The following is a 12,629-nucleotide window of genomic DNA, read 5'->3' on the forward strand; positions in this document are numbered from 1 at the left end:
GGCAAACAAAACCCCAACCTCCAAGGCGGGAACCTCGAAGAAGACTTCACGCTCAGCGCAACGAAATGAAAAAGCGTCTAATATCTTTAATTTTGGGGGTGACCCTTGTAGCCGGTATTGGGATTACTAAACTTGATCTCCAGGCAGCCGATGCACAACCTGCAAATAAAAATGAAGAAAAAAACGGCGCGAACAAAAAAATAATATCAGTCGATGATGAACCTATTTGCTATAGGGCCGCATTTGGTGAGGTTAAGCCGCCAGTTGATGAGACTGAAGATAACAGCAATAAAAATAAAAAACAAGGATACGAATTGATCCCAAGCTGTGATGTTATATCTGGGAAGTACAAAAAACCAGAGGGTGCAATTGTGGAAATAGGACCAATCAATGCAAAAATAATTAGAAAAGGATCTAAAGAATATCAAAAGATAATGGATGGCACACTTGGTAAAACTGTTATTGGAAAAGAAGATATAAATGATAATTCAATAGAAGTAGTACCACAACTTATTGATTCACATAAGATTATTAGTGGTTATACTGACAATAAAAACAAGATTGTTGTCACCGGGATCTATGGCAACAGTAAAGTGATAAGAATATGGAGCTTGGAAACAGGGAAGTTAATTAGAACCATATCCTTGATGGCAGGGATGGACTCACAAGCCGAAAACTATGATTTTATCAGGAAACAAAACATCGCTAGAGTTTATCCATATGGGGATGGAAAAAGTGCAGTTATTGTAAGATATCAGGAACGTGCAGGAGGGCTTTCAAATGCATTAGAATGCACTGTGACTGATTTAAATACAGGAAATCCAACAGTGGAAGCTAGAGGTAGCAGCTTCAGATTTGATGATGATATATCTGATGTTCAAAAGAAGGCAGGATTTATGAATGTTGACTTTGATAAAAACACAAAGCTACTTGTCTCAGTAGGGGGAGATATGATTAAATATGATATTTTGAAAGATCGGAGTGAACTAGAAAAAAGACTAGGAAAGTTTTTAGGATCAGCATATCTCGATGAAGTAAAAATTGATCCTCAAAAAATTGGATTTGATGGAGGCATATCATTAGTTGCAGTAGATATTAAAGGATCTTTTAATGCGAGTGTTTTAGCCAGAAGCAGTCGTGAAAAGTATCTTGTTTTAAATGTGGACTTAAGGAATAAACAGGTTATTAGCACGCAAAATATAAATACTTATATTTCCGAAAATAAAAATATCTCTAGCAATATATATTCATTTATTAACAAACATAACGCCTTGTTTTCAGATGGTGTTCAAACTTTAATAAAAGATGGAAATACCCCATTAATAATTTCAAATAAAAATAAAAAGTCTTTACTTAATATAGCTGGTGAGACTTCTGATTATAATTGTATTGTTTCAAATAAGAACGAATCACTAGTAGTTCTATATAACGATAAGAAATCCGATATAATGATTATTGATCAGAAATCATTAATAGTGAAAAAAATTAATCTTCCTGAGGGATACACCCACAAGTATGTTTTTTTTAATAAAAGTTGTACTCAATTTTATTTAGCGACGTTCGATTCAGTCTCTGGGGACACATCATTTTACTCTTTCAACGATAAATATGAAATTTCAAAAACTGCTCAATACCAATTACAGTCCGGAAATGATTGCATTGAATTAGAAGCAAACGTGAGTAGTTCCGGACGCTTCTTTTCTTGTAGTTTAGATAATGGAAGAGAAGTATCCAGTTACATTGTTGATTCCAAATCTAATTCATTGTTATTACATAATAATGGGCCTGTATGTTTTATGAACAATAAAGACGTTGCAATCTGCGCTGAAAAAAATATCTTATCAGAATACGATTGCGCTAATAGTTCTCGTGAAATCTCTTTTAACGTTATAAAAGATAAGGTATATAATGTTGCCTTTTTCCCCTTGGATGAATTTCATATTAAAAATGAGAAGTATAAGACATTAGATCTTCAAAAATCCAGAAATAGTGATTTCAATAATGTTGATTGGAGTCCTTTCAGAATCGATGCTTCTCCCAATGGTGCTGCGTGGTCCGTGTCTTATAAATATCACAAATATAAACCTGATGACATCAACAATAGACCTTTTTTAATTCTTAATTATAAGAATAAATTCTATTTTGATGAATTATTTCAAGACAAACTAAATGTATTTATTTCTGATGATGGATCAATATGTAGAGCTTCACATGATGTAATAACTCCAAATATGCATTGGCGTTGGGTTTCACCTTACAGAAATCAAGAAGAGAATCCGTTTAAATATAATAACATAACTTGGCTTTCAGATATTAATAAGTATTACCATCTATCATCTCTCGGGATGATAACTAAAATTGATTTTAATCAACTCAAACCAAAAGTAGATTATTCCATATTCCCATCAAATAACGGCAATGTAGTTTTCGTCCTCAAGGATAAAAGCTATATGCTTTTAGGTAAAAATAACTCCACTGTCGCGTTTGCTGATAAACTAAAATCTTACCCCCTTGAGCAATTTGATTTGCGGCTGAACCGTCCAGATATTGTTCTAGATCGGTTAGGTGCTCCCAAAGAGGCAGTCGAAGCTGCCAAATCGCTCCGTGAAAAGCGCCTAAAGCGCATGGGGGTAACAGAGGAAATGCTCAAGCCAGACTTCCATCTCCCTGAGCTTCAGATCGTGGGGGATGTTCCGGCAACCACTTCCAAGGATCTGCTCGATCTCCAAATCAAGGCCACCGATGACAAATACCCCCTCGATCGCCTTCGGGTCTACGTGAACAACGTCCCGGTCAATGGCCGTGACGGGGAACTCCTCCGCGACCAGAAGACTCAGAGCTTCGAGAAGACCATCCCCATCAAGCTCGCTGCTGGCCGGAACAAGATACAACTCTCTGTCCTCAACAGCGCCGGTGCGGAATCTCTCTATGCCAATGCCGAGGTGAACTGCACGGCTGAACGACCCAAGCCGATGCTCTACGCCGTAGCCCTGGGAGTCTCCCAGTATGACCGCCCCGAGTGGTGCCTGAAATACGCTGCCAAGGATGCCACCGACCTGATTGGCAAGCTCAAGGCCAAGTCCGGATCCAGCTACAGCGAGGTGAAGCCCCTGCTCCTGACTGATAAAGAGGTCACCAAGGAAAGCGCCGCCAAGATCAAGGAGTTCCTCTCCGGGGCTACCATCGACGATACGGTCCTCATCTTCATGGCCGGCCACGGACTGCTGGATGACAAGTACGACTACTACTTCGGCACGACCGACATCGATCCCGCCAAGCCATCTGAGAGAGGTATGCCCTACGAGGCGATCGACACCATCCTTGCCGAAGTACCCTCCCTCAAAAAGGCCCTCCTCATGGATACCTGCCATGCTGGAGAACTCGACGAAGACGAGAAGAAGGATCTCGCCGCATCAGATGGATCGGCAACACCCGCCGCGATCCCTGCTGCAGACACCAACTCATCTCCAATGGCTGGCAAGGTCGCCATGCGAGCCATCGGCACCCGAGGGATGAGTGTAAAGGCGCTCCAAGGAGCTAAGGGGAAGAGCGACTGGTACGAGAAGCTCCAGGACATGTTTGTCGATCTGCGTAGAGGCAGCGGAGCCACGGTGATCTCCTCATCCCAGGGAGCTGAATACGCCTTCGAGAGTAGCGAGCAGTCCAACGGCCTCTTCACCTACTCGCTCATGGAGGCCCTCGACGGGAAAGCCACCCCGAACAAGGATGGCCAGATCACCATCAGCAGCATCGGCGACTACGTCAAAAAACGCGTCCAAGACCTCACCAAAGGCAAACAGAACCCCAACCTCCGTGGTGTGAACCTAGAAGAAGACTTCAGTTTGGGCAAAGCCGAGAACTTTTTGCCATCTTCATCCACTTCCTCATTATCTGATGAGACTTCAAAGCTGTCCGAAGAGATGCTGCCAGACCCTTCGGCTCTTCCCAAAGCGGGTTCCTTAGAAACTGATAGCTCGTTTTCTCAGTCTGCTACAGGTCACAATAAGGTCCTAGAATTCGACGAGGCTCTGAGCCGTGCCGATGCAGGTGATGCCTACGCACAGGGGGTCCTCTCGATTTACTATGGTCTTGGATACAAGACCGAGAAGGAACTTGCCAAGGCCGTCGAGTATGCCTCGAAGTCTGCGGGCCAGAATAATCCGCTAGGTCAGTATCAGCTTGGCGTCCTGACCGCAGGAGGGGAGGGGGTTGAGAAAGATCCGGAGAAAGGCAAGTCGCTCAAGGTAGAATCCATCGAGGGACTGAACACAATGCCCGATGACCCCTACGCCCTGGCGTCGCTGGGAGCGATGGCGCTTCGAGGAGAGGGAGTGGCTAAAGACATTAAGATGGCCGCCAAGCTCTACAGAAGTTCAGCAGATCTCGGATATGCACCCGCCCAGATCCTCTATTCGATGATGCTTGCGAGGGGGGTGGGAGTCCCCCCAGATGCTTCTGCCTCACGGAAATACGCCTCCATGGCCGAGGCGCAGAACTATCAACCATAGTCAGACAGAAAAAACTCTAACCCCATACCCCTAAAACCCATGAAAACGACGATCACCAAATCCCTACTACTCGCCGCCCTTATGGGAGGCTTGAATACTCATACCCTCCGCGCCGATGAGACCGCCGATCTGATGCAGACAATCCTGCAGGCCTCCCCAACAGAGAGGGCCAAGGCACAAAAGATGGTATCTTCCTCGCCACGTAAATCTTCAGGATCCAAGAAGGCTACGGTTTCTAATTCTTCAATGGTGCCAAACCTAGGTATTCCCGAGAGCCAGCTCTTAGAGGTGAACTCAAAGTTCCCCAAGGACTTTGTAGGGAAATACGTTTATGGCCCTGTCAGTTTTAAATTAATTAGACAGGAGGGAAATGATGTCTGCATAGGGTTTACTGCCAAAGGATACCGTATGTTCGATCTCTACACTCGGGATCCTCAAGTCATTCAAGCCTTCAGTAGGTGTGGTTGGGGCGCCAAGTTTACAATTCCGAAAGATTGCCCTCTACGTGTTTTAACGAAAAATCTTATGACTTATGTGGTGAGATTACCATTTGATCAAGACACTACCACTCATTCACTAGGAGAAATCTTTCAACAGGATGGCAGGGATATGCAGAATATTCTTCAAGATACTGCGAATCGCGTTCGTAGTGACATGAATGGAATCCCCAATCAGTAAAAAGCAGGCAATTCTCATCAATGAAAACTCACCAATCCATCATCCTTGCCCTTGTTGCCGCTACAGCACTGGGATTCACATCAATACACGCCGCCCCAGTCACCGCTGAGGGGCGCACCGCTGGGGACTCGACCGCCGCCCGTGAACAAGCTCTCACCGATGCCCTTCGTGAGGCTGTGCGCCTCGGGGCCGGGGTGAATATCGCCAGCCAGAGCCAGGCCAGCAACTTCGCCCTCGATTATGACAGGGTCTTTGCTGCCGCATTCGGCTACGTGAAGAGTTATAAGGTGATCGAGTCCGGCATGGGCAAGGACGGGATCTACCATGTGAAGGTGGAGGCAGAGGTCTCTCCCGGCGATCCGAACATGAACAACACCATGGCCCTGAAGCAACTCGTGGCCCTGAAGGGCTCTCCCCGTATCGCCCTAGACATCCAGGAGAACATCACAGGCGTCCCTCCGAACTCCGGCTACGCCCAGGCATGGTTCGAGGAGGCGGCCAAGGACCTCCAGCTGAATATCGTCGATGTGGGCATGGCCCGTAATCAGGAGATGAAGCTCTCCCGCCGCGACGAGGCGCTTGGGAATGCGAACTCCGCGAACTTCCGCAACAAGGACATCACCCAGAAGGCCGACTTCATCATCCAGGGCAAGGTGACCGGCCGCTACGAGGGCCAGCAGAGCATGTACGGGGGGAACCCCCAGCACGTCTTCGGAATGAGCGCCGACCTCCGGGCCGTCCGCCCTGAGACCGGCGAGGTGGTTGCCTCCGCCACCATCCATCCTAACAACAATCTCGACAGCGACCAAGGCTCCCCCGAGATGGCCGCCAAAGACATTCTCTTCAAGCTCCTCACCGGCCGCGAGTCCAAGGGCCAACCAGGAGCCATCGGCCTCTTCCGCAAGATCTTCGCCCGCTGGTCCTCCGAGCTCGACCTAGGCCGCATGGTCCGCGTCGAGATCGTGAAGATCGACCAGCCCACCCTCACCGCGATGGAGGAGAAGTTGAAGGCCGACCCCCACATCAGCGGCGTCTGGCAGAGGGAGTTCGACGCCCAGGCCAGCACCTTCCTCGACCTTGAGACGCGCTTAAACTCTGCCGAGCTGACCAAATCTGTGACCGACGCCTCAGGAGGAGCCTACGGCATCGACCACGGAACGGAGAACTACCTCCTCTTCGTGAAGGGCGGCTCCGGATCAGCCGAGAAGAAAGGCTTCTTCGGGAAAATGTTCGGGAATTGAGGGAATAGGGGGGGTAGCCACAAGATGCACAAGAGACACAAAACATAATTAAAAACATGAACGATTCAATTTTCCCTGATTTTATTGAGAAAAGTTACATCGATGTTTCCATTCCCTTAAAAATTCCTGGTGTCAAAACGGAATTCCATTTAGGCGAAGGTAGTCCACTTGGTAAGGGAATATTGGTTTTTAATACCCGAGTTACTTATCAGTTCATTAGTGCAAAAAAAGAATCAGAAACACAGACAGAAGTTATTCTGAAAAGCAATGAACTCGGAAAACTAAAATCTAAAGATGAAACTTTTACGGTAGTTGGTAGAAATGTTCATGAGAGAGCTAGAGATCTTTGTTCGCAGATAAGAAAAATACATGGAGATGATAGCATGATCTCCACGCGAACTATAATGAACTAGTCAATAGTACTAATGATAAAAAGATATTTCAATATCGGATTATTTATAATAATATTCTTTGTTAATTTTGCCACCGCCCAAGTCCCTACCCAAGAGCAATGCCAGCAGGCCGATGCCCAGCTGAATCAGGTCTATCAGCAGCTCAGGGGGACTCTGAGTACGGATCAGAAACAGCAGTTGAAGCTAGCCCAGAGGGATTGGATCAAGCAGAGGGATGCATTTGTTGCTGCTAATCCGGGTAATCCTCAAGGAGCGCTCTATCAAGCAACGATGCAGAGGGCACAACAACTAGGATTAATTCTCGGAAAGACGCCACAAAATGGAATGCCCTCGTCAGCGGAGAGCATTTCCAAGATGCCACTCGATATTCGAATCGATGAGAAAGCGGTTTATCCGACTCCACAGGTCAATGATCAGAAATGGATAATAAGTACCACTTCCTCTGATAATGAAAGCCTGATTGCAGTAGCTCATCCAGAACTGGTGAAAATCTGGACAAAAAATTATGAATCGCTCGTAAGAAGTATCAATTGCAGAGCCGATGCGCTTAGAATTATTCCAGGAACGCATATTCTTCTAACCATTGGAAAACCTTTGGATGCTGAAAATACCACCACGGGCACAGAGATCAATGCAATGTGTCCCGTTGCGACATACTGGAACATTGAGGATGGATCCAAGTTGGCGAGTTTTACCCTCGTGTGTCCAAAAGGGGTAGATGTTCCCTATATTACGGGAGATTGCCATCACGTTATCTTTTGCAATAATGAAAGAACGGACTTGGATCGTGTGACCTTCTACGAAACCAAGTTGCCCTTGGTAGACCTTGAAGATCGTTCCTTAAAATCCTCCGGAGATATCCGTTTTGCTGACCCTCAGAAAAAGTGGGGAGACATATCAATTAATGTGGTGGGAAATCACGATAAGATTAAAAGCCGATTCCCGGAAATAGACGGTTCTCTCGATAAAAGTGGAAGAATTAGTAGTGATCTCATTAATGAATCCGCAAAAAATCTACGCAATTCTGGAGAGATTCTTATAGAAAATCTCTCGATCAATCAGGATGGGACAAAATTCTGCATCATGGGAAAGGGGCTCGTTCGTATTGTGGAATTCGAAATTGGAGTAGCAAAAGAAATCAAAATTCCCGATCAATGGATTGCTATTAGTGGTGCCTTTTCTTCTGATGGAAGTCATCTTGCTGTGCTGGCATCTCCAGCAGACGCGGGACAACAGCAAGAGGGAAACATCGTCTTCAAGGGATTCGTTATCGATCTCAACAATCAGACGGTGCTATTTGAGAGTACAATTCCAGCGGGAATTGTTCCCGCTGTGTGTTCAGGCAAACCTGAAATCCAATGGATCAGAGATAAAATATATATCTCCGATGGTGCAATCTTTGATTCGAAATTCTCACTCCAACAGCAAATCAAGGGGCTTTTTCTACCAACTTCCCCCTTGAAATCAGAGGTTCTTGTTAAAGCGGTCGAAGCTGGCAAGACGTCACCCCGCGGAAAGCCAACGGTCTTATCACTTGCGCTCTACGACCTCAATAATCTTGAGTCTGCTTCAGATTTGAAGCTGAAAGATTCAGAAAATGGTGATGGTGCATTGCCTTTTTACGGAGATCCCACATGCCCAAACCTGTCTCCATTTGATATCTCGCCGAATTGCGACGCGATCATCAAGTCTTGGAAGTATTGGAGGGGTGGCGGAGGGCTTTGTTTTGCGAATTCCGCAATCAACCAGTCTTTTGAGAACCTGCTATCTGGCAGGATGCCAACATTTGCCTCTTTTCTTCCAAACGGAAATATTCTGTGTGTTGAATTGACCGAAAAAGGTAGTGAAACACAGATTGTCATTATAGACCCAACTCAACCTCAAAAAGCATTATCAGTTCTCAAAACGCCGATTATCTTTTCATTAAAGATATCTCCTGATCGAAAGTCATTTTACGGGATTCAGAAGAGCGGATTCGTGGTTCGATATGAGATCCGTGATAATGCTGTGCTGCCCTGCGCGGAGTACCTATCAAACAGTCGTGACTCTTTGGTAATTACTCCAGAATTCATTTATCTTTCGCATGGCAACCCCAACAATCTCCTTCGTTTCACCAAAAAAGCAGAGTCCTACCCACTTGAGCAATTCGATCTTCGCCTGAACCGCCCCGACATCGTTTTAGAGCGATTGGGGGCTCCGAAGGAGGCCATCGAGACGGCTAAATCCCTCCGCGACAAACGCCTGAAGCGCATGGGAGTCACCGAGGAAATGCTGAAGCCTGACTTCCATCTCCCTGAGCTCCAAGTCGTGGGCGAGGTACCTGCGACAACTGCTAAGGTTCAGCTTGATCTCCAGATCAAGGCCACCGATGACAAGTATCCCCTCGATCGTCTGCGGGTCTACGTGAACAACGTCCCTGTGAATGGCCGTGACGGGGAACTCCTCCGTGATCAGAAGACCCAGACCTTAGAGAAAACCATCCCGATCAAGCTTGCCTCTGGCCGCAATAAGATCCAGGTCTCCGTCCTCAACAGCGCCGGTGCGGAATCCCTCTATGCCAATGCCGAGTTGAACTGCACGGCTGAACGTCCCAAGCCCAAGCTCTACGCCGTGTCCCTCGGAGTCTCCCAGTACGACCGCCCCGAGTGGTGCCTCAAGTACGCTGCCAAGGACGCCACTGACCTGATCAACAAGCTCAAGGAGAAGGCCAGCACCTCCTACTCAGAGGTGAAGCCCCTGCTTCTCACGGACAAGGAGGTCACCAAGGATAGCGTCGCCAAGATCAAGGAGTTCCTCTCGGGGGCAACCATTGATGACACCGTTCTGATCTTCATGGCGGGCCACGGCCTCCTCGATGACAAATACGACTACTACTTCGGCACTACTGACATCGACCCGGCCAAGCCATCAGAGCGTGGGATGCCCTACGAGGCGATCGACAACATCCTCGCTGAGGTTCCATCGCTCAAGAAAGCCCTCCTCATGGATACCTGCCACGCCGGAGAACTGGATGACGATGAGAAGAAGGAACTCGCCGCATCCGACGGAGCGGCAACCCCCTCCGCAATCCCAGCTTCAGACACCAACTCATCTCCAATGGCTGGCAAAGTCGCCATGCGTTCCATCGGCACACGTGGGATGAGCGTAAAGGCCGTGGAAGGAGCCAAGGGCAAGAGCGACTGGTACGAGAAGCTCCAGGATATGTTCGTCGATCTTCGCAGGGGAAGCGGAGCCACGGTCATCTCCTCCTCACAGGGAGCGGAATACGCCTTCGAGAGTAGTGAACAATCCAACGGCCTCTTCACCTACGCCCTCATGGAAGCCCTTGATGGCAAAGCCACCCCCAACAAAGAGGGCCAAATCAACATCAGCAGCATCGGAGACTACGTCAAAAAACGCGTCCAAGACCTCACCAAGGGAAAACAAAACCCCAACCTCCGAGGAGTAAATCTAGAAGAAGACTTTGTTCTGGGAACAGCCAAGTGACACGGCACTACTTTTCGGTTATTATTTTATCATGGATTTGAACGACGTACCGATGTCTTCGGATTCCCTGACGAGGGTGGCGCGGCGGTTATTCTGGTGGGTATCACCGACGGAGGCGCTACGCGACAGAAGCCGTTTCCTAGCCCAAGTCATGGCGCTGGGGACATGGGAGGATGTTGACGCTGTGCAAGAGGAATGTCCTGTGGAGGAGTGGCGCGATGCACTCCGTCGGGCGTCCCCCGGGGTCATCGATCCGAGAAGTTGGCATTTCTGGCATGTGAGGTTCGGGATGACTCCAATACCTCCGATGCCGGTGCGCCATTTGGGATGAACGGAGAGAGCCTCGCCATCAGCATGGATCTTCATCTTTCGACTCTACCCAAGTCCCAGCAGACGCTCTGGGGGGAACTGGATCAGGTGCCGACCGATTTTGTACTCTACGGCGGGACGGCGTTGGCTCTGCGCATCGGTCACAGAATCTCGGTCGACTTCGACTTCTTCAACGCATCGCCTTTCGAGCCCGATGAGTTGATCGCCCGGATACCCTTCGCCAAGGGATCCGAAATTCTCCAGAGCAGCGCCAATGCTCTGACGATCCTGGTGGATCGCGGGGCACCGGTGAAGGTCTCGTTCTTCGGCGGGCTTGGATTCGGCCGCATGGAGGATCCTGAGTCCGCCGCCGATAATAATGTGGCGATCGCCTCGGTGATCGATGTCTTCGCCAGCAAGCTCAAGACGATCCTTCAGCGTTCGGAGGCAAAGGACTACATCGATATCGCAGCGATCCTCGCTTCGGGAGTGTCCCTCGAGAAGGGACTCGGCGCGGCCCGGGCTCTCTATGGTGAGGGGATGAACACGCTCCTCCCCCTCAAGGCGCTCTGCTACTTCGGGGACGGGGATCTGGAGACTCTCAGCCTAGAGGTTCGGGAGCAACTCGTTGCCGCGGTCGCCGGGTTGGGAGAGATCCCCGGTATGGTACGCCGTTCAGGAAAATTGATCGGCTGATGATACCCGTCTTGTGCTCCGAGGGGGGGATGTTCTGGGTGGTTATGATCCGGAAAGGCTACAACTGCGGCCTTTTCGGGAAGTAAAGAATTGACCCTCACTGACTAAGAACCAATATCTAAGGCTCATATGAAAACCAAAGGCGCAAATATCGACATCCTCAAGCAATTCGCAGCTCTCGAGAAAAAGGCTTCTAAGCAGGTTCTCTCCGCAAAGGCCGCTATCGAGAAGAAGATCGCCAAGGAGGTAGCCTCCGTTCACAAGAAGTACGCCAAGGAGCTCGAGCAACTAGAGTCTATGCTTTCCCGTTTCGGTCTTTCAGCCAAAGCGCCGAAAGCGACCAAGGCTGCCAAGTCTACAACCACCGGAAAGCGCACCCGTCGCACACTTCCCAAGATCAACGATGAGGAAATCAAGACCCAGCTCTCTAAGATCCTCTCTGGAGGTAAAAAAGTCTCCTCAGCCGTGATTTTCAAAGAAGTCGGTCTGGCACGTCCCCGCTTCACTGCATTCCTCAAAGCCAGCAAAGGCTTCCTCCACATCGAGGGAAACAAGCGGAGCACCCTCTACTCGCTGAAAGGTTAGTCTCTTAGAAAGTTTTTCGGTTTGATTGACTGGAGCGGCTGGCACATCACCAGCCGCTCTTTTCATTGCTAGGATGGTCGGCATTTGGGCGATAACGCCTCCTCAGGGGTGCCGAAATGGGAATTTCTGCCAATGGTAGAAATTGCCCGATGAACGGTCGGGTCGGAAGTGTGATCGGCTTTAGAACCCCTTAAACACTCGATTTGAAGGGCTGGGTGGGTTGTCAAGAATCAGCAAATGGGCGTAGAGCTGATCCATGCAAACGACATCCCGAATCCCATCCTCCATCCGCAGGAAGTCCACGAAGACTCGAATCGGAAGCATCACCCTGATCCTAACAACCCTGCTTGCCATTGGGGTACCAACCTCGATTCTTCAAGCTAACCCCTACGGCTCCTACGGGGGCGGGGGAGGCAGAGGTTATTACCAGCCGCAGTGCGGCGGTTGGTCGGAAAACTGTAATCGCGGTGGCTGGCTAGGCACTGGAGTGCCGAATGGCCTCGGATGGACACTCTTTGGGCTATCTGCCGCCGCCGCGATCTCCCGCCCCACATATGTCGCACCCGCACCCGTAATCGTTGAGCAACCGGTCTATGTCCAGCAGCCCGTAGTGGTCACCCGTCCCCAAGTCGTCCAGGCCCCACTCGTTAATTGCAACGGCGTCCCCTGCTACTACATCAACGGCAACTACTACCCCGCAACTGCGATGCAGT

General features: G+C 48.9%; 8 protein-coding genes and 1 pseudogene. 8 read left to right on the forward strand and 1 reads right to left on the reverse strand.

Annotated elements, in window-relative coordinates; translation table 11 throughout:
* Positions 1-65 precede the first annotated feature (65 nt).
* From K8R57_07395 to K8R57_07415, 5 genes are read left to right on the forward strand one after another with little or no spacing between them, the layout of a single operon-like run.
* Positions 66-4,508 (forward strand): hypothetical protein, encoded by a 4,443-nt coding sequence (locus K8R57_07395; protein MCE9588122.1) that lies wholly within the window; start codon positions 66-68, stop codon positions 4,506-4,508.
* 39 nt (positions 4,509-4,547) lie between these two features.
* Positions 4,548-5,186: a hypothetical protein gene (locus K8R57_07400; protein MCE9588123.1), complete on the forward strand. Its 639-nt coding sequence runs from the start codon at positions 4,548-4,550 to the stop codon at positions 5,184-5,186.
* Between the two features lie 20 nt (positions 5,187-5,206).
* Entirely contained in the window at positions 5,207-6,427 is a 1,221-nt protein-coding gene (locus K8R57_07405) for a hypothetical protein (protein MCE9588124.1), read from the forward strand.
* Positions 6,428-6,483: 56 nt separating this feature from the next.
* Positions 6,484-6,840, forward strand: coding sequence for a hypothetical protein (locus K8R57_07410; protein MCE9588125.1), 357 nt, complete (start codon positions 6,484-6,486; stop codon positions 6,838-6,840).
* 12 nt (positions 6,841-6,852) lie between these two features.
* Positions 6,853-10,326, forward strand: coding sequence for a caspase family protein (locus tag K8R57_07415; GenBank protein MCE9588126.1), 3,474 nt, complete (start codon positions 6,853-6,855; stop codon positions 10,324-10,326).
* A gap of 21 nt (positions 10,327-10,347) precedes the next feature.
* Here K8R57_07415 and K8R57_07420 read toward each other — a convergent pair whose 3' ends face one another.
* Positions 10,348-10,692 (reverse strand): hypothetical protein, encoded by a 345-nt coding sequence (locus tag K8R57_07420; protein ID MCE9588127.1) that lies wholly within the window; start codon positions 10,690-10,692, stop codon positions 10,348-10,350.
* Here K8R57_07420 and K8R57_07425 point away from each other — a divergent pair.
* The 3 genes and pseudogenes from K8R57_07425 (at position 10,681) to K8R57_07435 (ending at position 12,418) form a co-directional block, all read left to right on the forward strand.
* Positions 10,681-11,331 carry a nucleotidyl transferase AbiEii/AbiGii toxin family protein gene (locus tag K8R57_07425; GenBank protein ID MCE9588128.1) on the forward strand — a complete coding sequence of 217 codons (651 nt, stop codon included), beginning with the start codon at positions 10,681-10,683 and terminating at the stop codon, positions 11,329-11,331. The genes K8R57_07420 and K8R57_07425 overlap by 12 nt on opposite strands.
* A gap of 129 nt (positions 11,332-11,460) precedes the next feature.
* A complete protein-coding gene (locus K8R57_07430; protein MCE9588129.1) occupies positions 11,461-11,916 on the forward strand; it encodes a hypothetical protein in 456 nt (151 codons plus the stop codon).
* A 313-nt stretch (positions 11,917-12,229) separates the two neighbouring features.
* Positions 12,230-12,418: pseudogene (locus K8R57_07435) on the forward strand (hypothetical protein).
* Positions 12,419-12,629 lie beyond the last annotated feature (211 nt).

The organism is Verrucomicrobiota bacterium, assembly GCA_021413925.1.
Classification (GTDB): domain Bacteria; phylum Verrucomicrobiota; class Verrucomicrobiia; order Chthoniobacterales; family UBA6821; genus UBA6821.

Coding starts and splice junctions, on each gene's coding strand:
- K8R57_07420 (MCE9588127.1), bottom strand. CDS start 10,692: ATGAAGATCCATGCTGATGGCGAGGCTCTCTCCGTTCATCCCAAATGG.
- K8R57_07430 (MCE9588129.1), top strand. CDS start 11,461: ATGAAAACCAAAGGCGCAAATATCGACATCCTCAAGCAATTCGCAGCT.
- K8R57_07415 (MCE9588126.1), top strand. CDS start 6,853: ATGATAAAAAGATATTTCAATATCGGATTATTTATAATAATATTCTTT.
- K8R57_07395 (MCE9588122.1), top strand. CDS start 66: ATGAAAAAGCGTCTAATATCTTTAATTTTGGGGGTGACCCTTGTAGCC.
- K8R57_07410 (MCE9588125.1), top strand. CDS start 6,484: ATGAACGATTCAATTTTCCCTGATTTTATTGAGAAAAGTTACATCGAT.
- K8R57_07400 (MCE9588123.1), top strand. CDS start 4,548: ATGAAAACGACGATCACCAAATCCCTACTACTCGCCGCCCTTATGGGA.
- K8R57_07405 (MCE9588124.1), top strand. CDS start 5,207: ATGAAAACTCACCAATCCATCATCCTTGCCCTTGTTGCCGCTACAGCA.
- K8R57_07425 (MCE9588128.1), top strand. CDS start 10,681: ATGGATCTTCATCTTTCGACTCTACCCAAGTCCCAGCAGACGCTCTGG.